This is a genomic window from Cytobacillus sp. FSL W8-0315, assembly GCF_038002905.1.
GTDB lineage: Bacteria > Bacillota > Bacilli > Bacillales > Cytobacillaceae > Cytobacillus > Cytobacillus pseudoceanisediminis.
In genome coordinates, this window is the sequence record NZ_JBBOOC010000001.1 from 1506260 (window position 1) to 1529336 (window position 23077).

The 23077-nt window shown below is 36.5% G+C and carries 23 protein-coding genes and 1 pseudogene; 22 read left to right on the forward strand and 2 right to left on the reverse strand.

The features are described 5' to 3' along the window. Positions 1 to 83: 83 nt before the first annotated feature. The 11 genes from MKY20_RS07675 (at position 84) to galU (ending at position 13928) form a co-directional block, all read left to right on the forward strand. Positions 84 to 3104, forward strand: coding sequence for an ATP-binding protein (locus tag MKY20_RS07675; protein ID WP_341000859.1), 3021 nt, complete (start codon positions 84 to 86; stop codon positions 3102 to 3104). Between the two features lie 271 nt (positions 3105 to 3375). Next, complete coding sequence (locus tag MKY20_RS07680; RefSeq protein WP_251175045.1) at positions 3376 to 4299, forward strand: NAD-dependent epimerase/dehydratase family protein; 924 nt, start codon at positions 3376 to 3378, stop codon at positions 4297 to 4299. A gap of 17 nt (positions 4300 to 4316) precedes the next feature. After that, entirely contained in the window at positions 4317 to 5060 is a 744-nt protein-coding gene (locus tag MKY20_RS07685) for a YveK family protein (RefSeq protein WP_217034008.1), read from the forward strand. Further along, positions 5053 to 5694 carry a CpsD/CapB family tyrosine-protein kinase gene (locus MKY20_RS07690; protein WP_034296032.1) on the forward strand — a complete coding sequence of 214 codons (642 nt, stop codon included), beginning with the start codon at positions 5053 to 5055 and terminating at the stop codon, positions 5692 to 5694. The genes MKY20_RS07685 and MKY20_RS07690 overlap by 8 nt, the downstream gene beginning before the upstream one ends. A gap of 30 nt (positions 5695 to 5724) precedes the next feature. After that, entirely contained in the window at positions 5725 to 7176 is a 1452-nt protein-coding gene (locus tag MKY20_RS07695) for an oligosaccharide flippase family protein (RefSeq protein WP_341000860.1), read from the forward strand. A 1-nt stretch (position 7177) separates the two neighbouring features. Next, positions 7178 to 8431, forward strand: a complete 1254-nt coding sequence (locus tag MKY20_RS07700; protein WP_251175047.1) for an O-antigen ligase family protein — start codon at positions 7178 to 7180, stop codon at positions 8429 to 8431. A 16-nt stretch (positions 8432 to 8447) separates the two neighbouring features. After that, the gene (locus MKY20_RS07705; protein WP_374940703.1) at positions 8448 to 9500 is read left to right on the forward strand and encodes a glycosyltransferase family 4 protein; all 1053 of its coding nucleotides are present in this window, start codon (positions 8448 to 8450) and stop codon (positions 9498 to 9500) included. A gap of 97 nt (positions 9501 to 9597) precedes the next feature. Next, positions 9598 to 10953: a sugar transferase gene (locus MKY20_RS07710; RefSeq protein ID WP_251175048.1), complete on the forward strand. Its 1356-nt coding sequence runs from the start codon at positions 9598 to 9600 to the stop codon at positions 10951 to 10953. 73 nt (positions 10954 to 11026) lie between these two features. Beyond that, on the forward strand, positions 11027 to 11800 hold the full coding sequence (locus MKY20_RS07715; RefSeq protein ID WP_251175049.1) for a glycosyltransferase family 2 protein: 774 nt from the start codon (positions 11027 to 11029) through the stop codon (positions 11798 to 11800). Between the two features lie 198 nt (positions 11801 to 11998). Beyond that, positions 11999 to 12859 carry a hypothetical protein gene (locus MKY20_RS07720; protein WP_341000861.1) on the forward strand — a complete coding sequence of 287 codons (861 nt, stop codon included), beginning with the start codon at positions 11999 to 12001 and terminating at the stop codon, positions 12857 to 12859. A gap of 184 nt (positions 12860 to 13043) precedes the next feature. After that, positions 13044 to 13928, forward strand: coding sequence for a UTP--glucose-1-phosphate uridylyltransferase GalU (galU, locus tag MKY20_RS07725; protein WP_251175051.1), 885 nt, complete (start codon positions 13044 to 13046; stop codon positions 13926 to 13928). A 228-nt stretch (positions 13929 to 14156) separates the two neighbouring features. On the opposite strand, the gene MKY20_RS07730 is transcribed toward galU, so the two are convergent. Then, positions 14157 to 14381 (reverse strand): hypothetical protein, encoded by a 225-nt coding sequence (locus MKY20_RS07730; protein ID WP_341000862.1) that lies wholly within the window; start codon positions 14379 to 14381, stop codon positions 14157 to 14159. Between the two features lie 389 nt (positions 14382 to 14770). On the opposite strand from MKY20_RS07730, the gene MKY20_RS07735 reads away from it, so the two are divergent. The 4 genes from MKY20_RS07735 (at position 14771) to MKY20_RS07750 (ending at position 17365) form a co-directional block, all read left to right on the forward strand. After that, on the forward strand, positions 14771 to 15325 hold the full coding sequence (locus tag MKY20_RS07735) for a signal peptidase I (protein WP_251175053.1): 555 nt from the start codon (positions 14771 to 14773) through the stop codon (positions 15323 to 15325). A gap of 20 nt (positions 15326 to 15345) precedes the next feature. Further along, positions 15346 to 16059: a hypothetical protein gene (locus MKY20_RS07740; protein WP_251175054.1), complete on the forward strand. Its 714-nt coding sequence runs from the start codon at positions 15346 to 15348 to the stop codon at positions 16057 to 16059. Between the two features lie 189 nt (positions 16060 to 16248). Next, positions 16249 to 16509 (forward strand): hypothetical protein, encoded by a 261-nt coding sequence (locus tag MKY20_RS07745; RefSeq protein ID WP_019383228.1) that lies wholly within the window; start codon positions 16249 to 16251, stop codon positions 16507 to 16509. Positions 16510 to 16732: 223 nt separating this feature from the next. After that, positions 16733 to 17365: a protease inhibitor I9 family protein gene (locus MKY20_RS07750; protein ID WP_251175055.1), complete on the forward strand. Its 633-nt coding sequence runs from the start codon at positions 16733 to 16735 to the stop codon at positions 17363 to 17365. 96 nt (positions 17366 to 17461) lie between these two features. Here the strand turns inward: MKY20_RS07750 and MKY20_RS07755 are convergent, their stop codons facing one another. Then, positions 17462 to 17749 carry a helix-turn-helix domain-containing protein gene (locus tag MKY20_RS07755; protein WP_308937093.1) on the reverse strand — a complete coding sequence of 96 codons (288 nt, stop codon included), beginning with the start codon at positions 17747 to 17749 and terminating at the stop codon, positions 17462 to 17464. Between the two features lie 252 nt (positions 17750 to 18001). Between MKY20_RS07755 and MKY20_RS07760 the strand changes: the two genes are divergently transcribed. From MKY20_RS07760 to MKY20_RS07790, 7 genes and pseudogenes are all read left to right on the forward strand, one after another. Continuing rightward, positions 18002 to 18382, forward strand: coding sequence for a protease inhibitor I9 family protein (locus MKY20_RS07760; protein WP_341000863.1), 381 nt, complete (start codon positions 18002 to 18004; stop codon positions 18380 to 18382). A 444-nt stretch (positions 18383 to 18826) separates the two neighbouring features. Further along, positions 18827 to 19215, forward strand: a pseudogene (locus MKY20_RS07765) (S8 family serine peptidase); the annotation flags it as partial. 218 nt (positions 19216 to 19433) lie between these two features. Continuing rightward, positions 19434 to 19790 (forward strand): hypothetical protein, encoded by a 357-nt coding sequence (locus tag MKY20_RS07770; RefSeq protein WP_019383232.1) that lies wholly within the window; start codon positions 19434 to 19436, stop codon positions 19788 to 19790. 30 nt (positions 19791 to 19820) lie between these two features. After that, the gene (locus MKY20_RS07775) at positions 19821 to 20219 is read left to right on the forward strand and encodes a DUF350 domain-containing protein (RefSeq protein ID WP_009331584.1); all 399 of its coding nucleotides are present in this window, start codon (positions 19821 to 19823) and stop codon (positions 20217 to 20219) included. A 16-nt stretch (positions 20220 to 20235) separates the two neighbouring features. Beyond that, positions 20236 to 20694, forward strand: a complete 459-nt coding sequence (locus MKY20_RS07780; RefSeq protein WP_019383234.1) for a hypothetical protein — start codon at positions 20236 to 20238, stop codon at positions 20692 to 20694. Continuing rightward, on the forward strand, positions 20694 to 21938 hold the full coding sequence (locus tag MKY20_RS07785; protein WP_251175056.1) for a glutathionylspermidine synthase family protein: 1245 nt from the start codon (positions 20694 to 20696) through the stop codon (positions 21936 to 21938). Before MKY20_RS07780 ends, MKY20_RS07785 begins: the two co-directional genes overlap by 1 nt. Positions 21939 to 21944: 6 nt before the next feature. Next, a complete protein-coding gene (locus MKY20_RS07790) occupies positions 21945 to 22973 on the forward strand; it encodes a potassium channel family protein (protein WP_019383236.1) in 1029 nt (342 codons plus the stop codon). Positions 22974 to 23077 lie beyond the last annotated feature (104 nt).

Sequence of the window (23077 nt, forward strand, 5' to 3'; positions counted from 1 at the left end):
TATTTCCTTTTCTGGTATTATACCTTACTATTATTAAAAAGCATAAAAATATGGAAAAATGTGAGTCAAGGGGAAGGACTGCCATGCAGCGTAAAATATCAATCATTGTTTCTATCTTAGTCTGCGGTTTTACACTAATAAGTATAATTAGAGAATCTGGATTAAACTGGGGAAATCATTCTGCAGTAAATAAAGGTCAAATGCACCTAACATCTTCCGAGGATCTAATGGAATTAAATGGGGAATGGGGATTTTATCCGAATAAATTAATTAACCCAGCAGATCTTGAGAAAAGTAATAGAAAGCCTATTTTTTTAAAAGTGCCGATGAAGTGGGATTCTCTATATAGCTATAAAGACCATCTAAAAATTGAGGTGGGAACCTATCGGCTAACTATAACTGTCCCAGAGGATGGAATGTATGGATTCAGGGCGGAGTCTATCAGACAATCCAGCAGAGTTTATATTAATGGAGAAAAAGCGGGTGGAATTGGTAATCCAAGTATAAATAAAAAAGAATATGAATTCCGTGAGGGCCCCTTTTTATTTTTCGGAAAAAGCAAGAATAAACGAATGGATGTTATTATTCACGCTGCCAATCGAGCAAGTCCTAACGGTGGAATTGTAAAACCCATACTATTCGGCGAGGCAGACCAAATAGTGCTTCAAGCCGCTCAAGAGAAACAGACCGAGGGATTTATTACAGCAGGATACCTGATTCTGTCTTTGCTTATTTTATTTCAGTATTTCCGGCAAAGACACGCAAAAAATGAACTGTATTTTGCGGCATTCTGTTTTTCACAGAGTATTTACATATCTACCCAAAAAGAAAAACTTATCTATTTATTTTACCCAGACATCTCCTCTAAGGTGCTCTTAAGCCTACAGCTGAGTTTTATTCATTTATCGGTTTTGTTTTTCCTATGGTTTGCCCATAGTACATTCAAGAAGCAGTCTTCAATAAAAATTACGAAGTGGATGTCTATTCTGCTTATTATAAAAATTGCCTATGTAAGTATAACGCCATTATTATTCTGGTTTTATTCATTGATACCTATGATATTTATGCAGGTTAGCTTAATTGGTTTACTTGGGAGTGTTTACATCTATATCCTGTTTATCCTTTTTCGAGCTTACAGGGAAAAGGTGAGCGGATGTGAATATATCCTAACTGCTGCCATTTCATTCACCTGCTATGGTGCTGCGTTAGGCATTGAATTATTCCTGCAGATTGATATAGGCAAGATACCCTTGTTTTTATTTTTAATCATGACGATATGCCTGTCTCTCTATATAGGCTATTTAAGACAGCTTTCTTTTATTATGATTGATAATCTCTCAAAAGACTTGCTGGTCCAGGATCAGCTAAAAAATGAGTTTTTGATCAAAACATCCGATAAGTTAATGGAACCATTGCGTACTTTTATGTGGCATTCCAAAAAGTTAATGGAAGGTAAGGAAGGGCCGTTAAATAAAAGGCAGCTTAAATATATCCTGGAGATGCAAAGTTCAGGGAAAAAAATAGATCGTCTAGTAAACAACCTAAGGCATGCAAGTTCCAGTATAAACCATTCATTAAGATTAAGACCAGTTCCTCTAGACGTTATCTCAGAAATGGTGCTTGAGCTGCGGGATGTCCTAAAGCTTCCTAAAGAAGTCAAACTGGTAGATGACATACCCAAGAAGATGCCAAGTGTAATAGCTGATAGCAATATATTGAAAGAAGTAATTTTCAATGTGCTCGATAATGCTATTCGGCATACAGCTTCAGGTGAAATTCGCATCAGTGCTTTTAGAGTGAGAGAGAGTGTGCATATCGAAATATCAGATACTGGGCAAGGGATGGATTCCTTATACCTGGAAAAAATATTTGAAACATTTTACCAGATACCTGACCATTCCAAACATGATGGGATTGGAATTGGCCTGAGCATTTCAAAGAAATTTGTCCATCTTATGAAAGGTGAGATTTGGGCAGATTCTTCAAAAGGCAGAGGATCAACCATTACTATAAAGCTCCCAGCCTATAAAAATCTTTTTTACGAAGATAAAGATTTACTTGGGGAAGTTTCTGCTGACTTGGAATTGTTACGTGATTATCCTGAAGAAATTGGCAATCATAGCAGAAAGGAAATTGTATTTGCATGTGCCAATACCGAAAATAATCAATATCTTAAATACTATTTAAAGAGTTCTGGTTACTCGATTACAATTTCTCATGATGAAAAAACTGCTTTTGAAAAGGTTGAAGGTGTGATGGCGGATATGCTGATTATTGATTTAAATCTGGGGAATCAGTCTGGTATTGCACTTTGCCAAATGATCAGAAAAAGGTACCTCTTAACAGAACTGCCTATTCTCATGATTGGGTCAACAAATCAAATAGTGCCGATACTCGATAGTATGGAAATTGGAGCCAACGAATATATTCAAAAACCAGTTGATAAACTGGAGTTACTGGCCAAAATCAAATCCTTATTCGCTATGAAGGATTCTGTTAGCCAGTCCATTCACAATGAATTAAGTTACTATCAAGCGCAAATCACTCCGCATTTTTTATATAACACTATGAACACTATCATTGGGCTGAGTTATCAAAACGCGGATAGGGCAAGGGATGCGCTTGAACATCTGGCAGTTTATTTTCGATCTAAACTAGATTATACGAAGCATCATAGCATGGTCTCGATAGAGGAAGAAATGGAACTAGTCGAATCCTACTTAGCAATTGAAAAAATCAGGTTTGGTGACCTATTATTCTTTGATTGGGATATAGATGAAAGCATAGATATAATGCTTCCATCCATGACAATTCAGCCGCTAGTAGAAAATGCCGTTCAGCATGGCGTTTCCAAAAAGAAAGACGGTGGACGAATTAAGCTATCCATTCGTCAAAAAGGAAATAAGGCTGAAATAGTAGTAGAGGATAACGGAATTGGAATGTCAAAGGAAAAGCAAAATCAGCTTTATAGGGGATATAACCACCGGATAGGCTTCATTAATCCATATACAAAGGTGAAATTAATAAAGAATGCAACTTTTGAATTAATAAGTGAGGAGGGGAAAGGGACAAAAGTAATCATTACAATGCCAAATGAGAGATAAATTCTAGACGAAGAAAAGCTGTCCCCATTATTAGGGACAGCTTTTCTTGTTTAAGTCCTACAAAAAATAATAGGATTAAGGTTCAATTTAAATCGAATATACAGTTTTTCTTAATACTGGATATTATTTGAAAATAATAGTAAAAAAGTATGGTTATATAATGGCTGGGACTACATATATTTGTTTAAAGAGTCAGGTTTTCTCGAATCAATGGTGAAAAATGAACTATCAATTCGAGGAGAAAAATTCTTTAAACGGAAAGGTGAATACTATGAAGGTTTTGTTAACCGGCGGAGCAGGATTTATTGGTTCCCACATTGCCGAAGAGCTTATTAAAGAAGATTATGAAGTCGTTATTTTGGACAGTTTAGTAACTGGACAAGAACACAATATTCCTGCCGGAGCTAGATTTTACCATATTGATATATGCGGAAATTTAGATCCAATTTTCCTGGCAGAAAAACCGGATTATGTAATTCATCAAGCTGCACAAGTGTCAGTTTCCAATTCATTGATTCATCCAAAATTAGATGGAGAATCAAATATTATTGGAACAATCAATCTTTTGAATGCATGTGTAAGGCATCAAACGAAGAAATTTATATTCGCATCCACAGCTGCATTATATGGAAATCCAAAATATTTATCGATTGACGAAGAACATCCTGTATTACCTATATCCTTTTATGGCTTATCGAAACTAAATGCTGAATCCTATATTAAGCTTTTTTCAGATCTGTACGGACTGTCTTACACAATTTTACGGTACTCGAATGTTTATGGCATGAGGCAAGATACAGAGGGTGAAGCAGGAGTAGTTGCTATTTTCATTGAGAGGGCAATAACTGGACAATCCTTGAATATTTATGGAGATGGTTTCCAGACAAGAGATTTTGTATTTGTAAAGGATGTTGCCAAAGCAAATGCAGCAGCTATTCTTTATGGTGATAATGAAATAATTAACATAAGTAATAATACTCAAACTTCCATTAAAGATATTGTAAACGAGCTGAACTATCTATTAGAGTCTGAGGTTATGCCAATTTACCATGAGGAAAGGGAAGGAGATATAAGGCATAGCTGTTTATCAAATAAAAAAGCTCTTAAATTGCTGAAATGGGAGCCCCGGTATACTTTTATAGATGGTTTAAGAGAAACGGTTGCCTTTATGGACCAAATTCAATTAAAGGCATAAAAGTTTTGGAGGTTTCCATGAACGAACATATAGATCTAAAAACATTTTTCAAGATAATGAAAAAAAGATGGCTGACCATTATTTTTACTGTGATTTGCATTTTCCTTCTGACTTTGTGTCTGTCCATTTATGTTATAAAGCCGACTTATGAAGCAACTGAGAATATACTTATCGGCAAGCTGACAAAAAAGGATGGGCAATATGGAGATTCACAGGAACTTAACATGCTGCTTGCTTCAACAATTGATCTAATTAAGAGTCCGATTGTCCTGAATTCTGTTAAAGAACAGTTTAATTTGGAAGATGATGAACTAGAGAAAAAGTTAGCTGTCCAAAACAATCGAGACTCACAAATAGTCAACGTAGTGGTAAGAGGGCATGATTTGGGTACGACCAAGGAAATTGCCAATACGATTGCTAAAACAACAGTTAATAAAATGAATGCTCAGTTTGATGTGCAGGATATAAAGCTATTAAGCGACAATGATACAGACCCATCGATTAAAGTTGTCGGAAGTTTGTCATTGAATATCGCAATTGGTCTGGTAATAGGCCTTTTTCTTGGAGTGGGACTTGCCATGTGCAGAGAGTATTGGGATGAATCAATAAAAAATGTAAACGAAGTAGAAATGACTTTGGGACTTCCTGTCCTGGGACAGGTTAATTTAAAAAAAAGCAAAAGAATGTATAAGAATAAAACTGGAGTTAAACATCAGGCATCCTTAGTAAATAATGAAAAAGGGAGACAAATCGGTGTTTAAAAAAAAGAAAATAAAAAAATATACCAAGATGGTCCAACAAAGTGGCCAATCCATTTGTTCAGAGCAAATTCGTATGATTAGTACTTATATAGAACATTTATATGATAGTGAATCCCCATTATTAATGGTAACTTCACCCAGTGAGGAGGGACAGAAATCTATTATCTCTTCTAAATTGGCGATTGCTTTTGTCGAACAGGGAAAAAAGGTGCTTTTGGTAGATGCAAATATTCGCAGCCCTTCACTCCATCATTGGTTTCAGATGAAGAATGAAAATGGATTTACAAATGCAGTTAGGTATGCGGAAAGCATCCATTTGAATAGTAAAGAGACGCTTATTCCAAACTTATTCGTAATGCCTGCAGGTCCAGTTCCTTCAAATCCATCAGAAATATGGGTAGCCAGCAAAATAAAGGATATGGCAAGCTGCTGCAGGACAGAATACGATGTTGTTATTTTTGAGGCACCGCCTATTTTATCTGCATCAGATTCTCAAGTGTTAGCGAGTTATTGTGATGGAACCATATTAGTACTTAAGGAAAACAAGACAAAAAAAGATGATGCTTTCAAAGCAAAAATGAAGTTAGAACGGAAAAACAGCAAAATATTAGGGGTTATTTATCAAACAGGTTAATGCCTAACTAACACGCGGGTGGCTATGCCATTGAAAAAATTACAGAAACATACTATAGGAAAAAATATATTTCACTTATTTTATAGTACCGCCTTATCGAGTGGTTTAAATGCTGCTGCCTTAATTATTTTAGCTAATTATCTTCAATCCTATTATTATGGCATGTTTAGTGTAGCGTTAGCTTTTGCAATGATTATGGGATATTTAACAGATGCCGGGCTGAACAACATTGTGTTAAGAGAAGGATCTAAGAAAGACGTGGACCTATCAATTCTAATTTCCTCTTATTTGAAGGTTAGAATCATTTTACTTGCTGTTTCTCTCTTATGTGGATTTGCCATAATTCATTTTACAAATTCATGGAATAAAGAGTTCATTTTAACATCATATTTTTTAATTATTCCTATGGTGTTAGGGCTTACTCTGCAAAGTATTGGAACCATATTCTTTCAAATGATTGAGAGAATGCACTATTGCGGCTTAATCCGGATTATAGCCTCTGTTTGTTTAGTTGTCACATTGTCTGCTGGATTAATATTTAATTTAAACCATTTAATCATCTGCACTTTATACGGCTTTTCTTACCTGGCAGCAGGAGCGTTTGGAATATATAAAGTACGCCAATACGTGCAAATACGAATGAAAAGTTCGTTTCATAAGGGACTATTGCGAAATATTGGATCATTTTCGCTTGGTGGCCTGCTTTTTGTCATTTTACCTCATTTAGGCCCTCTTATTATAGAAAAAACTTTGACCCTAAGTGAAGTAGGCATATTTGCAGTTGCATACCGGATCCCCCAGGCACTGCAGCAAATCCCGTTTATTATAGCAGGAGCTTACTACCCTGTGTTATTCAGGGCATATAATAATAATCAACTACAGGAGCACTTACATAAAAACATTACTCTTATTAAACTGATGGCATTGGCTGGTATAACGATAACAGTTCCCCTGTATGCTAAATCGGATGCAGTTATCCGTTTATTATTTGGTGAAATGTGGATTGATGCTTCATTTCCGCTAAAGATTTTATCTTTAATGGTTACTCTGCAGGCTATAAATATTGCATTAGCTGACGGGCTAACTACTAAAGGGCTGCAATCTTACCGAACTGCCATACAGGCCATAGCCATTATTACAGGCATCCCTTTATATATTCAGTTCAGTAAATCATATGGCATAGCCGGTGCTGCATGTGCAGGAGCGGCAATTGAAGGAATTGCACTTTTGGGGTTTTGGATCTGTAATCCTAATCGCTGGATAATAGCAAAAAAAGCTTTATTTCCATATTTATTATTTTTTGCTATCTGCATCTGCAGTATAAAACTGTTTACTGATTCTCACTATATCATCGTTTTCTTATTTCATTTTCTTCTATTGGTTCTAGTCATTTTCATAGATAAAGAGATGAAGAATATGATTCTTGATGTTATGACAAGAGTACTTAATAAATGGAGGGTCAAGGAAACGCAGGGAGGATAAGATGGACCAAGGTATTATGATCAGAAAACAAAAAGCCAGCTTCACACTATTCTTCCTTTTTTTGCTCGTAACTATGGCAAATTATTATATTTACATCGGTTTTGCCATAAAGCCATACTTGATCTTTTCTTTTTTATATTTACTAGTCCATATAAGTTCATTTTACTTTCAGCGCCTGCATGGATTTGAAGTGGCAATGCTGATTTTTTACTTAATGTATAGTTTTACAGGAGCGTTTGCGTTATATCCCTCTGCAAGTATAAGAATTTTACTGGGGATTATACTTTATATTGCATGTTATTTCATTATTAAATCAATCATCGGCCGTACTAATAATTGGACTATCGAAAGAGCTATTGCCGATGCAGGTGTTTTGTTTAATACCCTAAGCCTCATTTTATATTTGATAGGGCTGCAGAGACTCGGCTTTGACTTTGAGGGTGACAGAATCTATGAATGGGGTGTGATGCTTGACCGTAATTACCCAAGGTTAATCGGAGTACTGCAGGATCCAAATTACTTTGTCTTTTATAATACTCTCTTTTTCTGTTATTTTTTATGCCATTCAAAATCCATGAAAAATAAAATGGGATTGCTCCTTTGTATTCTTACAAATTTATTAACCTTTTCAAGGGGAGGACTATTAGTATTATTGATTATTCTATGCCTTTATATTTTGAAAGATAAGCCTTTAAAAAGGATAAAGCTTCTAGCTGGGATGGTTGTTTCTCTATCAGCTGCTGTTTACCTTGCGGTCTTCTATATGAAATTAGATCTTTTCAGTATCTTAGGATCTAGAATAGAAGATCTTGCAGAGGATGGCGGAAGCGGAAGATTGGAATTATGGGGAAGAGCCTGGGATTTCTTTGTTTCCAATAAGTATTTAGGAATTGGAGCTTATAATTTTCCCGAATATAATTCATTTCAATATGGTGATTCGCTTCAGGTCCATAACACCTTTTTGGAGATTTTATCAGAATCAGGATTAATCGGCATATCCTGTTTCGGTGTGTTTATTCTTACAGTGTTTATGCAATTGATCCAAAGTAAGTTATATAGAAACAAACCCTATCTCTTACTTGTTTTTTTTGGAATAATACTTCAAATGGGATTCCTCTCGATCATTATTAACGATATGTTTTTTTTGTACTTAGCGATCCTATCAACCTATTTGCATAATGAACGGAACAAAAATCAAATAAATCAGCGAGGCGCAGTGATTTATCCTGTCCATTCCGCAGAAAAAAATGAATAGGAGGTGAAGGCAAAGCGTGAATATCCTGGTTATTACAGACAAATTAGATTTCGGAGGAGCTGAAATGTATTTTTGTAAATTAGAGAACCTCATGCATGATTCAAATATTACTTTTCACTTTGCAGCAGGACACGGCCAACTGTACGAAAGAATCAAAAATAAACACCGTTTTCACGAACTAAGCAGAACGAGCCATACTCAGAATATGAAGAAACTGGTAAAGATAGTTTCTGATGAAAAAATTGACCTGGTTCACGCGAATAGTTTAAGGATGGTTCTTTACTGTATATGTGTCAGAAAAATATCTGGCATTAAATTTAAAATAATGTATACAAAGCATAATGTAACAATCCTTGAGAATAGAAGCCGCAGGGTCTTTGCCTATTTAATAAATAGGTATGTTGAAAGAGTGATCACAGTAAGTGACTTTGAAAAAAACAACCTTATTAAGGCTGGGATAAAGGCAAACAAAATTAAGACTGTGTACAACGGAGTAGATTTGAACCAATTTGGCTTTAATCAAGAGGAAAAAGGTGATTTTTTTAAAGTTGGTATATTAGCAAGATTATCTGAGGAAAAAAACCATGAATTATTTATTAGAATTGCAGATCAGCTAAGAGATAAACCGCAAATTATATTTTATATTGCGGGTGATGGTCCGAGGAAGCAAAAAATCAAAACCATGATTGAAACCTGCAATCTGTCTCATAAGGTTAAATTGATTGGTTCTGTGAACAGACCGGAGGAATTTATAAAAAATATAGACATTCTGCTCTTAACTTCTTATCGTGAGGTATTCCCAATGGTTATTTTAGAGGCTATGGCTGTGGGAACCAACGTTATTTCTATAGATCGGGGCGGTATAAGGGAAGCCATTATTGATAAAGAGACTGGTTTTTTAATAAGCAGTCATTCAGCAGAAGAGTTTTGCCGAATAATACTAGAAATGGAATCCGATGAGTCACTTAAATATAAGCTAATTGAAAATGCCAGAAGAAAAGTGGAGGATGAATTCTCATTAGATAGCATGGTGGAAAATACTCTCGGGGAGTATCGGAAGTGTTATTAATATGTGCTATTACAAATCCGCCCTCTGAGCTGGAAATTCCTATTATGGATTTGAGCCAAACTTCCCCCAAGGACACTGTGAAAAGGAGTAGTGTAAATTGATTTTGGCCATTTTGGATATCGGGTTGGTTTTTTTAGGGTATATAGTGACTATTTGGTTTTACCATGTATTTTCAATACCTGCAGAATTAGAATCCTTAAATTTACTCTGGTTATTGGTACCCTCAGCAGCAGCTTTCATCTTTTTCTATTTCTTTGATTTATATAAGAATTTACGCGGAAATTCTTTAAAAACACAGCTTTATTCCCGTGTTTTACCAATGATATTATTTTCAATCTTCGTTTCCGCTTCATCCGGCTTAGGATCCTTATTGTTTTATCGGAAAAGCTTCTTTATTGAAGCATTCTTTATCCAAATTATTTTGCTGGCGGCCGTTCATGCCGGAATATGGCTTATTGCTAATAAATTACATGGCCGTAAAAGAGTAATCATTATTTGTGAGGATGAGAATACTGGCCAGTCTTTGGCACAAAAATTCCATAGGCATAAGTGGTTTGAAATTTCAGGATATTTACCTTTAAATCAAATAGCGCATTTAGAAAACTACGTAAATAAATTCGATGTATTTCTCCTTGCACCTACTATAATCGGACAGTTAAAAAGCGACATCCTCAACTTATGCATCAAGAACGGGAAGGAGGTCCTGATCGTTCCTCATGTTTCGGACTTGTTTGTACAATCTGCTAAATCACAACAAGTTGGTGATATGCTGGTAATTCCAATTAATGCTCCTGGATTAAACATTTGGCAGCGGATAATTAAACGGGGTTTTGATGTAGTCACATCAGTAATCCTGCTTGTACTTGCAAGTCCGATTTTTTTACTGTTGCTTATAATAATCCCACTGACCTCTAGTGGTCCAGCTATATATAAACAAGAACGGATAGGGATAAATGGAAAACCATATTGGATCTATAAATTCAGAAGTATGATAGAGGATGCTGAAAAAATAACCGGTCCTGTATTGGCTGCAAGTAAGGATACAAGGATAACAATAATTGGAAGATTCTTAAGGGCTATTCGTTTAGATGAGCTCCCCCAGCTCCTTAATGTATTGAAAGGGGAGATGAGCTTAATTGGTCCAAGACCGGAAAGAGAATTCTTCATTAGCCAATTTAAAGAAAAACTTCCCGATTATCCTTATAGATTATCAGTTAAACCGGGCATTACAGGACTTGCTCAAGTATTAGCTTACTATTCTACGACCGCTGAGGATAAGCTGCGCTTTGATTTATTATATGTGCGAAATTATTCCTTTTCATTGGATCTAAAAATTTTGTTTCAAACATTGCAAGTAGTCCTTCAGCGAGATAGAGCTCAAGGATTATTGAAGAATAACAATTATGGACATCAGAATCTAATAAAAAGTCTGAAACAAGATAAGGCAATTTAGAGATTACTTTCTAATCATTTGTTTATGAAGATATACTCCAACATGAAAAATGAATATTGAGGAGATGCCAAAAATGGGAACTTCAGTTCAGGATCTTGTTTCGATTATTACTCCGTCATATAATTCTTCAAACTATATTTGCTCTGCAATCCAATCCGTTAAAGCACAAACTTTTCAGAACTGGGAATTGATTATTATTGATGATTGTTCTTCTGATGACACATTAGAGAAAGTAAAAAAAGAGATGCATGATGAATCCAGAATTAAAGTAATACAGCTGAAAGAAAACAAGGGTCCTGCCTATGCCAGGAATTTAGGTATTGCAGCAGCAAAAGGGAACTACCTATCCTTTCTTGACAGTGACGATATTTGGCTTCCGGAGAAACTGGAAAGACAGTTAATGTTCATGAAAAGAAATCACATAGCTTTTTCATATACAAGCTACAGAATAATGAATGAAAGCGGGGAAAAAGCAAAAGAAGTTATTTATGTCCCGCCAAGAACGACTTATCATAGCTTACTAAAAAATACGGCGATAGGGACACTTACTGTAATGCTTGATATAAGACAATTAGGGTTCGTGCAAATGCCTTTATATAGAGATTGTTCAGAGGATTTCGGACTTTGGCTTTCCATTTTATCTAAAGGGATCCATGCATATGGCCTAAATGAGGAGTTGGCTATTTATAGAAAGAGAGAGCATTCCCTATCAGGCAATAAACTCAGATCCGCTCAAAAAACATGGAATACCTATAGGAAAGTAGAGAAAATTAATTTCGCTTCCGCACTATGGTATTTTGCAAATTACTCAGTAAATGCCTTAAAGAAGCATTCAATAATCAGTTAATAGAAAACAGTTAACCGGCTCTCAAGAAAAAATTAGGGGCTGGTTCTTTTCTTTTACTTATTGTTTACTAAAGAATAATTGAAATCAATCATTCGAATTCTTCCAATTTAAATATTAATTTTGGATGCATAGGTTATTCGTTTATTCGTTGAATTTAAAGATACATACAATATAGTAATAAATTGGATGGAGTGAGTTATGATGGCAGAAAATCCAAATATTGTTTACGTTGAAGATTTCGCCGGCAGTACAGCACAATCGAAAATTCAGGCGGCAATAAATTTCGCCTTTCAAAATAATAAAAAAACCGTTATTGCAGCAAATAAGGATTATTACATGACAGGTAACGTTATTATCAAACAGGGGGTGAAGCTGCAAGGCAGTTATGGGACAAGATTTATCATTGGAGCAAACGTTAGAGGATTTGAATTAGAGAGGGATGCTTCGCTGTGGAACGCCAGTATTATGGTTGATTATAAAGGCTACACCAAAGAGGTTATTTATTTGGACGGAAAGCATAAGTACTATAACACATGGCATAATGCTTCACTAAATAACATTGTGATAATAAATTGGTCAGGAACAGTATCAGGAACTGGAATTCACTTGTATTCAGGCGGGAGTGGACATGAAATCTCTTTTGTGAATTTTATGGATATCAAAATTGTAGGATTTGCGAGAGGGCTTTATTTAAAAGCAGTTAAACCTGCAAGCGGATTTGCTTACGTGAATGCAAATCGTTTTGATAAGATTTCTTTGGATGATTGCATTGATAATATTATCTTGGAAGGGAGCGAAACCATTCCAAATGAATGCAGCGGAAATTCCTTCACAAATTTACAGATACAGCCAACACCCAACACTAAACGAATTATGACCATTCAAGGGCAAATTAATAAAGTTGACGGAATTTGCTGGGATCTGGAGCAAATACAGCATTCGGACCCTATTTTTATATTTAAAGCAGAAAGCAATTATAATTATTTAGACATGAGAACAATACCTGCAAATCGCATCTTAAATAGTGGGAAATCAGGCAACCGCTTCGAACCACTTTAATAAACATTTAATACAGTTTAAGGTTCGACATGCAGTGTTAAAGATTCCTTTAAAAAATCTAGAGCCTTTCTAGCAACTCATTTGAAGTTTTTCTTCTGATTGTAGGCAGTAGTGCATACTAATAGTAGTACGAGACAAGGGAAATGCAGATACTGCTTAAGGAGTTTTTTTGGGGGGATCTTACATGAAAATTCGAAAAGCAATCATTCCGGCTGCGGGTTTGGGAACTAGATTTTTACCGGCAACTAAATCACAGCCAAAGGAAATGTTGCCTATTGTTGATAAGCCAACACTTCAATATATTGTAGAGGAGGCAGTGGAATCCGGGATAGAGGAAATTCTAATAATAACAGGAAGAAATAAAAGTTCGATTGAAGATCACTTTGATAAATCTTTAGAACTCGAACTTGAGCTCGAAGCAAAGAAAAAATATGAATTACTAAATGAAGTGCGCTCTATCTCAGAGATGATCAATATTCATTATATTCGGCAAAAGGAGCCAAAGGGACTTGGTCATGCGGTATATTGTGCAAAAAGCTTTATTGGCAATGAGCCTTTTGCAGTTCTATTAGGCGACGATATTGTATATGGAAAAAAACCATGTTTAAAGCAATTGATAGAAGCCTATGAAGTATATAAAACAACAATTCTCGGAGTCCAAACAGTAAATACAAATGAAATCAGTAAATACGGCATAATCCAAGGTGAATATATTAAAGAAAGCATATTCAAGGTAAACAGTCTGATTGAAAAACCCTCTATTAAAAATGCTCCATCTAATATAGCAATTCTGGGCAGATATATCATTACTCCTACGATTTTTGATATCCTCGAAAATGCCCCTCCAGGATTAGGCGGTGAAATTCAGTTAACAGATGCACTAAAGGAATTGTCAAAGGCAGAATCACTATTTGCGATTGCTTTTGAAGGAACTAGGTATGATGTTGGGGATAAACTGGGTTTTTTACAGGCAACAATTGATTTTGCGCTAAGAAGAGAAGATCTAAGAGAAGAATTCCTTAGCTATCTATTTAAAATTCTAAAGAAAGAGAAAATACTCGTAAAATAAATCGTGGATTCCCTGTTATATAAAATCATCGTTTAGAAAGAATCCTATAATATAATAACTTTGTGTAATTGAAGATATTTGACATTATTTTATAAAGAGCAGCGGCTTTTCAATTCTGGTCCCACCAATGAGCAAAGCAAATGGAACCAGAATAGGAAAGCTATTTTATTTATTCTGACTAATAAAAGAGATAAGGAAAGAGTAATATCCCAAAAGATATCAATTTCTTTAATAAAGCGGCTGCTGGTTATGACAAGGAGGAAATCCATTAATATCCTGAATCATAAAGGCATCATATTGCTTTAAGGCAAATTGAGCTTGATACAAGTATTCAATAACAAGAACCTTTGTACCTGATACTCCGCATAAAACCCACGTTGCACCTTGCCCATTGGTGAATGAAATCTCAACAGGCTGGCCTGTTAAATATCTGATTTTTTGCTGCAAAGGCATTGCCATCACTCCTTTTGTATATCCTATTAGATTGGAAAAAATGGATGCCTGTATGATTTACCGTGTTGAAAACAAGCTGCAGCTGAAATTTTTATAATAGTACAAGCCTTAAGCAGACAAAGCTTGGGGGAATTACTTAGGTGATATAGACTGGTTATTTAGGCATGCTTCGGCTATCTGCGCATATTTTTAAGAAATCCAGTTCCTCAATCCTGGATTTTTAGGAATGAATACCTGTATCTTCATGAGTAATTTCCTCTCTTAAAACCCCAATACAACAACTTTTAGAACTGTGCAATAATATAATTATTAATCAGAATAGTAATTAAATTCTGATTAAATCTGTCAATATTATTACTAATCATATATACGGGAATAGAGGGTGAGTATTGGAAAAAGTAATGTTTTTAGTAAAAAAAACAGTCCCAGCAGCAATTATATTATTCATCATGATGATCATACTTTCCATCTTTGCAAGCATTAGCAGCAACAAACCATTAACCGTTTTTGGATTTAAACCGCTGACCGTATTGTCGAATAGTATGGTTCCTGTCTTTGAAGCGGGGGATGTCATTATTACTAGAGAGATTGATGCAGAGGACCTTAAAGAAGGTGACATTATCTCTTTTTACAACGAAGAAAAGAACCTCATTACCCATAGAATAACATCTATCGTTGAAAAAAATGGGGAAAGACTTTTTTTTACAAAAGGTGATAACAACAATACGGCGGATGAAGAGGCTATAACAGCAGGTGACATAGCAGGAAAAGAGCTGTTTCATATTCCGAAGCTCGGTTTTCTTTCCAACTATACGAAAGGGCCGATGGGCTTTCTGCTGTTCATTGTTCTTCCATTAACAGGTTATATTTGTTTAACCGTATATGAAAAATTGAAGCAAGCGAAGAAGCAAGAGAAGAAGCAAGAGGAGTTTACCAAATCATAATAAATAATAGGGGGATACACATGTTTAAGTTGAAAAATGCCTTTTTAGGAAGTGCGTTAGTCGGAGCGATTGTTGTGTCAGGCAGTTTTGGTACATATTCCTGGTTTACCTCCCAGACGAATGCTTCAGGTGAGATTACAAATGGCACACTGGAAATTAACAACAGCCAGGACATGCAGACAAAAATTATCGAAGCTACCGGGTTTGCTCCTTCTCAATTAAAATATGGGGAGTGGCTGAAAATAGAAAACACTGGAGATATGGATGCTTATCTGAAAGCTACATACAATCAGTCTCTAAGCACAGATGTTCCTTTAGATGCCTATAAGGTTGGATACATTGCCTATAAGTTTTCAGAAGGGCAAGAAATGACCGAGGATATTCTGGAAGAATCAAGAATTTATCTTGACCAGCTTTTCAAAGGAACGACTAATGAAGTTACGCAGGCAGCTAAGACCATTGCTCCTGGAGTTGAAATGATCGTAGGGTTTGTAGAGGGAGCAGAGGCTGAACCAGCTGCAAAAGGCATGGCAGGAAAACCAAAGATGTTGTTAGGCGATGGATCAAAAGAGGGTGAGAAGCATGAGTTCTGGCAATTAAACGATGACCAGTACATCGATCTTTCTTTCGCTATTAAACTTAATGAAAATGCAGGAAACGAATATCAGGGAGTTACATATAGTTCAAACTTAAATGTAACAGCTAAACAAATGGATGATGGAGCAAAATATTAATTAGTTTTATAATATTAATAACAAGCCACTGAATGTACAAAACGGTGGCTTGTTATTTTTTAGTCGCTATTAATTTTGCGTAATGGATGTCTTCCTTTCAATTTACGATTACAATAAAATGGTGAAAGTGACATTGTGCCAGTTGTATTCAATAATATTGTCCAAAAATATACAAGGAGAGATAGATAAATGGCAGACACAGATCAATTAATAAATTCTTTTGAAGAGATCAATTTCAATCAATATCAAATGCCGATTATTTGCATATTCTCAAATCCAAAAGATTATCGCGGAATGTTTGTTGCACGAATTTTCGATACGGATAAGCCGACAGAATATATAATCATGAGAGTCAGTTTAGATGCAATAAGAAAGGAAATACCGGATGGTTTCACTTTAATGCCTAAATCTGCTGATGATGATTCTGCGTTAGTAGAAACCTGGATTTGATAGAGAAAGGTTTTTTGTCCAAATACAACAGGAAAATAGTTGTGTATCCTTTTGTCTATATATATCTTAATGTTTATAAATTAGTGATTTTTCTGCTTTTCATTCGTTGAAATGGTCCTATTTAACCATCAATTATCCATGTTTACTTTGTTGAATTAACCCCAATGACAATCTAATTGTCAGAAAATATAATTAGAGTCAGTAAAGTAGAGGGGTTGAATCAATGAGTAAAAGTAAATATTCAAAAGTGGCATTAAGCCTTGGACTGCTCATAGGCGGTGTCGCACCAATAGGCTATGAATCTATTGGACATGCAGAAACTCAATCAGATGCCATGAACATCTTAGCCAGTCTAACGAAAGAGCAGCGCGAAGCTTTGCAAAAGCTAGAAGCCAACCGGTCTTTGCAGGGACTCCAATTATCTAGGGATATTGATTTGGAGAGCACAGAAGAAGTGAATGTTATCGTGGAATTTAAACAGCTTCCAGCAAAGGTAGAAAAAGTTCAAAAATCGTTGAAGGGGGAAGAGGTTTCTCTTGAAGCGGCCAAGAAAAAGATAGAGGCGTCACACAAAAAGTTTGCGAAAGACCTGCAGGACAAAATAGGCAAAAAGGCTAAATCGGGAAATGCAAAGTATGAGATCAAACATACATATAAAAATGCTTTAAATGGAGCCGCTGTAACACTTCCGGCAAACGAAATCCAGAATCTTCTGGAATCGGAAGTCGTGAAAGCAGTTTACAGTGAGTTAGAAGTAAAGCTTGCCCCGCCTAAATCCAATGAGGAAGAGGGCTCAGCTACAAAAGTAGACAGTATTCCTTTTCTAATCTATTTTTCTATGGATGCACTGGATTAGACTGTTAAAGCATTGATGTCAGCGGAATAATTCCCCCCATTGCCGCTTTAATGAGCATTATATAAAATTTTAACTAGGGTACCCATCCATTTTGAATTATTCTAGTTGCCGGAAGTTGAATTTATTAATCAAATGGTCAGGGGGAAAGTATCTTGATATCTTTAGATCGCATGATCTCCTCTTCAATATTAATTCCGAGCCGTTTAGAAAACAGCAAGTGATTTCTGGAGAATAATCTGTAATCCCCCTTTCAATTTTACTGACATGTGTATCAGAGCAAATCCCCTCACCAAGCTGCTGTTGTGTTAATTTAGCCTTCTCACGATAAAATTTAATAGTTTTTCCCTCATATATGCAAAATTCACCCCATAGCTGAAAGCAGATTTTTTAAAGGTAAAAATCCTAATAGCTAGAAATCCTATTTTGGTCATCAACACTTGCTGAGTTCTATATTTATTATTGATATCAAATTATGTTTCATTATAATGAAATTTGATGGAATAATATTTTTGAAAAATTCTATCAAGTAGGAAGGGGTTAACATCTTAGGAAGAAGTGTTACATTATATTTGGTGGATGTCAGGTTAATAAAGGAAAGAATGATTCTCAAAAAGATGACAAGGTGGTGGAAAAAAGATGCATTCGTCAGCCAAGGTAGATCCATCCATTGACCTTTCAAACAATCAGCTCGTTTCCATTATAATTGAATTCAAAACGAAACCTGCAAAAATAGCTGTTTTAGAAGCGAAAGCGAAAGGACTCACCCTGACATTAGAGGAAGCTAAAAGGCAAGTTGAACAAAGTCATCAATCGTTCCGGAAACTTCTCTCATTATTAGAGGATAATAAAGTGCCGTATCGGATTAAACACACTTATAAGGCTGCTTTAAACGGAGTTTCAATGGAAATGCCAGCAAATGAAATAAATCGATTATTGGGTTCTTCCGTTATTTCTAAAATCTATCCAGATAAACAAATTCAGCTTGACCCGCCCATATATCCTTCAGACCAGTTGTAAAAGAGAACGGTCAGTTAGTCTAACTTAATATTTTTCCCTTTAGACAGTCAGATAAATAGTTGGATCAAAAAAATTAAGAACCCCAGCTCTTCAGATGAAGACAGCTGGGGTTTGTATATGTGAAACAACACTTAATATATAAGAAAATGTTCGGTCAAAGTGACATGGGTTGCCAGACAGTGTTTTATCATAAAAATCAACTTGATGAAATTTGCGGGAAATAAAATTATATCAAATATCAATATAATAAAATCCTAACTTAACCATTATGAGGACGAACTTATACCGGCTTCAGCAAATGGTCGCTATAAAGGTTAGTGAGAAAAATACTATAGTACTCCATTACACACAGAAAAATAGCAGGTGAGAGAATGAATACAATTTTATTCCAGAAGATAATCAGGATATGCGGAATTCAATCCATTGACCGGCGCTACTTATTAAACTCAACATGGAACCCATGTTTCCCCCAGTATTGCGGGCCAAGGTGAAAATAAAACCGATTATGCGATGACAGGAGTTGGGCCGGATGTGGATATTTTTGCGTATCGTGTATTAGGACAATATGGTTCCGGTACAACAGAAGAATTTTAGCTGCAATCGATCGGGCTGTAGCAGATGGAATGGATGTCATCAACCCTTCTCTGGGAATGTCCTATAATATTCCTTTCTATATCACAAGTATGGCATAAAATAATGCGGTGCTGGCGGGTGTAACGTCGGTTGTTGCTGCTGGAAACTGCGGTGACAGGATGTATACACTAGGGTCTCCAGGTACAGCTGCCTTAGCGATTACAGTAGGGGCGAGCGATACATCAGAAACCATTGCAACGTCCAAAGGTATCTTAGAAGGTGTTTCCTCAGATTTAAAGCTGATGGCCGAGGGGACATGTGCATTGTCCCGATTGATCATTTTTCTTGGGTCATAAATCTTCCGCCTTGTCCTTCACATAATGTTCGAAAAAGAGAAATCCGCTGTTTCAAAAAATAAATGTTTTCGAATCTTTTGTGGTTTATATTCGTAAATTAAAAAGTGTGAGGAAGCGGGGTGATGATATTGACAAAAACGAGAAAAATGATGACGGGCATTACATCAACGGCACTTATGCTTGGTCTTTCCGGCTGTGGTTCAGAATCTCAGGAAATTCCTCCTCCGCCTGAGGATTCGAGCTGCAGTGATTGGGAGTGGGATGAAGATGACGGGGTATGGGAATGTGATGACAGCCGTTCCAGTTATTATAGACATTATTATTATGGGGGCCAATATTTTAAAAACAAAACAGCTTTGTACAAAAGCAAGGATTTTCTAAACTATAAAAATAGCACGTCTTTTAAAGGGGGAAGTAATTCTGAATTGGGACAGAAAAGCTCTGGATTTGGAAGTGGCAAAAAGAGCTACGGAGGATAAGGTAAAGAATTGATGAAAGGGAGTATGTTTATGAACTTATATGTAAATTTTGCTTCGTATTTAGGAGTAGCGCTGCTTCTTTTGGCTGCCGGAATTGTTCTGTTTATGATTAGTACACCAAAATTGAAGGAAATTAGCTTAATTGCCGAAAAGAATGTTTCGGCAGCATTGGTGCTTGGAGGAAAGATTATTGGTCTTGCCATTGTTTTGGGGGCTGCAGCTGAATACTCCATCTCACTTTTTGACATGGTCATATGGGGTATAATCGGCATCGTTTCGCAGGTGATTGTATTTATTTTGGCAGAAGTTATCACCATTCGTTTCAGTATCCATAAGGCAATCGAAGATGATAACCGTGCTGTAGGTGTCATGCTGTTTTCCTTATCATTGGCAATCGGCTGGATCGTGGCAAAGTGCCTATCTTACTAAGAAAGCTGGTTAATAGATGAAAAAGCTGACGTATTATATCGACAAAGGGAAAGGCGAATACGAACCTTTTTATGAGTATTCTGCTCAATCTGTGGGAATTGATGAATTATATGCCAGGCAGCTATGCACTTATTTTATCATGAGAGGCCAGCAGTACGAGCTTATTTGCAACGAGATGGATGGAGAAGAGGAGATTCTCGTCATTAAAGACATAGGAAGAAATCCACACGTGCTGGACGAAAAAGTTTTCCGCGGAAAAGGGCTGAATATCGAGGTTCGCAGGTACCGTGAAATGGAGAATTATAAACTGCTTTCCATTATCCCTTGTCAAACGCATTTTGATATCATTCGCTATCTTTTAAAAGATATTGTTGATATCCCCGGAATTGGGCAAAAGCAAGTGACTTCTACTGAAATCGACGAGGACAGGGGCGTATATGTTCTATATATCAAGGACATAGGAGAGAAGGAATAGTGGATAAAAAAGCCTACCATGATAAAAGAAAAAGGTTTTACCGCAAAATAAATCATTTCTGGGCCGATCTATATGGGGAAGAATATGCACTATATGATATTGCCTATATCGATAGAACTGAACGTGAACGTATCCGAACTGTCAGTGAAAGAATTGGCAAAATATTTTTTAAGGTGTGCAGCCTGCTTCGAGAAGTGCCAGATCGGACACTTATTGAAATGGGATTTCCGAAAGAAACGCTTTCGTTCATCAGACTGAAAAGCATTGCCTCAGAAAGCGTTATTGCCCGGCTTGATCTAATCCCATACGGAGCTGGCTATAAATGCATTGAAATCAATGCTGATACCCCAACATTTATTAAAGAGCTTTTCCATGTCAATAGTGAGGTGTGCAAAGAATTTGCAGCAGAAGACCCAAATGAAGGAATGGAACGTCTACTGAGTAAAGAAGTTTGTGGAAGCATTGAACAATATGCACGGAAATTGAAATTGAAAACACCTAATGTTGTCTTTACTGCCCATGAAGACAACCTCGAAGACCGGGAAACAGTCCGATATATTCAAAAGCTTTCCGGTGTGGCTTCTAATTTTATCCCTCTTCATAAACTGGAGATTCAAAGAGGAATTGGGCTTTTTGATGAAAAGGGATCCAGAATTGATATATTGTACCGTCAAACTTTCCCGATTGAGAACTTAATTTCCGATGAGGATGCAGATGGAAACAGGATTGGTTTATGGCTCCTGGAACTGGTCGAGGCAGAAAAGCTTGCGATTATTAATCCCCCATCCGCATTTATGCTGCAAAACAAAGCGGTACAGGCGGTTATTTGGGGATTGCACATGGAGGAACATCCATTTTTTACAAAGGAAGAGCATGTATGGATTGAAGAATCCTTCCTTCCAACCTATCTTGAGCCTGATATTTTTATTATGTCGGGGCTGTCATTTGTTAAAAAGCCTGTTTTTGGAAGAGAAGGAGATACGGTCGAAATATATAATCATGAAGGCTTCCTCACCCATGCTGACGCCCAGCAATCATATACTGAATATCTGCCAGTTTATCAGCAATATGTAGAGCACCCTGCTGTTGATTTCAATAGTGAAAAGGGAAAACAGAAGGGCAGACTTTTATTGGGAAGCTTCCTTCTTAACGGCAAACCGTCGGCTGCAGGATATAGAATAGGAGGAGCGATTACAAATAATCTCTCCTATTATTTGCCGTTCGGGATTAAAAAAGGGGGGTGAAAAAAAATGTGGATTCTACATAAAGTTTTTTTAAAAATGACGAAAATAAGTATATTGCAAGCATCGGCTCTTGCACTATTTCTCATTGTCTTCAGCAGCATTACGATGAGGGCAGCCGAGCCGGAAACATTTCCGCGCTTTATTGATGCTCTGTGGTGGACGATGACAACACTTGTCACAGTAGGCTATGGCGACTATTTTCCTGAAAGTGATTTTGGTCGAATCTTCACCATGCTGCTGCTTTACACATTTGGCATTGGCGCAATGGGTATCATCATAGGGAAAGTCTTTGAAAGCTTCAGCATGTACCGGAAATGGAAGGAGGAAGGACGATTGACTTATTCGGGAAAAGGGCATTACATACTAATTGGTGCATCAAAAGAAAAATTGGAAAATGTGGTAGAGGAGATCCTTCACAGCAAGCAAAAATGTGATGTTGTCATTGTTGACCATTCTGAAAGAACACCCATGGAGCATGAGAGGGTCCATTTTGTCAGCGGAAATCCTGCTGAAGAGGAAGTGTTAATGAAAGCCAATATCCTTGAAGCAAAATCAGTTGCCATTTTTTCGGATGACCGAAATGACCATGCTGAATACTCCGATGGAAAAACTCTTCTCATCGCTTCCAGGGTGGAACATATCTCAAAGAAATATGAGAAAAGCATCTACACCATTGTTGAAATAAAAAAAGATAAGCACGTTTCCTTGTTTGAACACGCAAACGTTGATGAATTGATCCTTTCAAATGATTCTATCTCCCGCCTCATGGCTCATGCGGCCATCAACCACGGTTCAAGCAAGCTTTTTAATCAGATGCTGAGCAGCTCTGAAGGGGAAAACCTCTATGAAATTAAGGCTAAACCGCATTGGAGCACATACAGGGATGCAGCGATGGAACTTTTTGAAATAGGAGCGACCTTAATTTCAGATGGAAGTTCTCTTGATTTAGCCCGCCGTCATCATGAATTAATTCCCGATTCAGCGAAACTATTTGTCATTTGCGATGAGACTACATATCAAAAAATTATTTCATAAAGTTTTTATTGTACTAGTCCTATTTAAAGCTGAAGATAATACGAATCTTCAAGCTTTTTACTTGTAAAAGGATGGGGATCATAAATCTTTATACAGGTGCAATA

Bases quoted from the DNA above. Each gene is read 5' to 3' on its own strand.
- MKY20_RS07675 (WP_341000859.1), top strand. From the start codon at position 84: ATGCAGCGTAAAATATCAATCATTGTTTCTATCTTAGTCTGCGGTTTT.
- MKY20_RS07680 (WP_251175045.1), top strand. From the start codon at position 3,376: ATGAAGGTTTTGTTAACCGGCGGAGCAGGATTTATTGGTTCCCACATT.
- MKY20_RS07685 (WP_217034008.1), top strand. From the start codon at position 4,317: ATGAACGAACATATAGATCTAAAAACATTTTTCAAGATAATGAAAAAA.
- MKY20_RS07700 (WP_251175047.1), top strand. From the start codon at position 7,178: ATGGACCAAGGTATTATGATCAGAAAACAAAAAGCCAGCTTCACACTA.
- MKY20_RS07715 (WP_251175049.1), top strand. From the start codon at position 11,027: ATGGGAACTTCAGTTCAGGATCTTGTTTCGATTATTACTCCGTCATAT.
- MKY20_RS07720 (WP_341000861.1), top strand. From the start codon at position 11,999: ATGATGGCAGAAAATCCAAATATTGTTTACGTTGAAGATTTCGCCGGC.
- galU (WP_251175051.1), top strand. From the start codon at position 13,044: ATGAAAATTCGAAAAGCAATCATTCCGGCTGCGGGTTTGGGAACTAGA.
- MKY20_RS07730 (WP_341000862.1), bottom strand. From the start codon at position 14,381: ATGCCTTTGCAGCAAAAAATCAGATATTTAACAGGCCAGCCTGTTGAG.
- MKY20_RS07740 (WP_251175054.1), top strand. From the start codon at position 15,346: ATGTTTAAGTTGAAAAATGCCTTTTTAGGAAGTGCGTTAGTCGGAGCG.
- MKY20_RS07745 (WP_019383228.1), top strand. From the start codon at position 16,249: ATGGCAGACACAGATCAATTAATAAATTCTTTTGAAGAGATCAATTTC.
- MKY20_RS07750 (WP_251175055.1), top strand. From the start codon at position 16,733: ATGAGTAAAAGTAAATATTCAAAAGTGGCATTAAGCCTTGGACTGCTC.
- MKY20_RS07760 (WP_341000863.1), top strand. From the start codon at position 18,002: ATGCATTCGTCAGCCAAGGTAGATCCATCCATTGACCTTTCAAACAAT.
- MKY20_RS07770 (WP_019383232.1), top strand. From the start codon at position 19,434: ATGATATTGACAAAAACGAGAAAAATGATGACGGGCATTACATCAACG.
- MKY20_RS07775 (WP_009331584.1), top strand. From the start codon at position 19,821: ATGAACTTATATGTAAATTTTGCTTCGTATTTAGGAGTAGCGCTGCTT.
- MKY20_RS07780 (WP_019383234.1), top strand. From the start codon at position 20,236: ATGAAAAAGCTGACGTATTATATCGACAAAGGGAAAGGCGAATACGAA.
- MKY20_RS07790 (WP_019383236.1), top strand. From the start codon at position 21,945: ATGTGGATTCTACATAAAGTTTTTTTAAAAATGACGAAAATAAGTATA.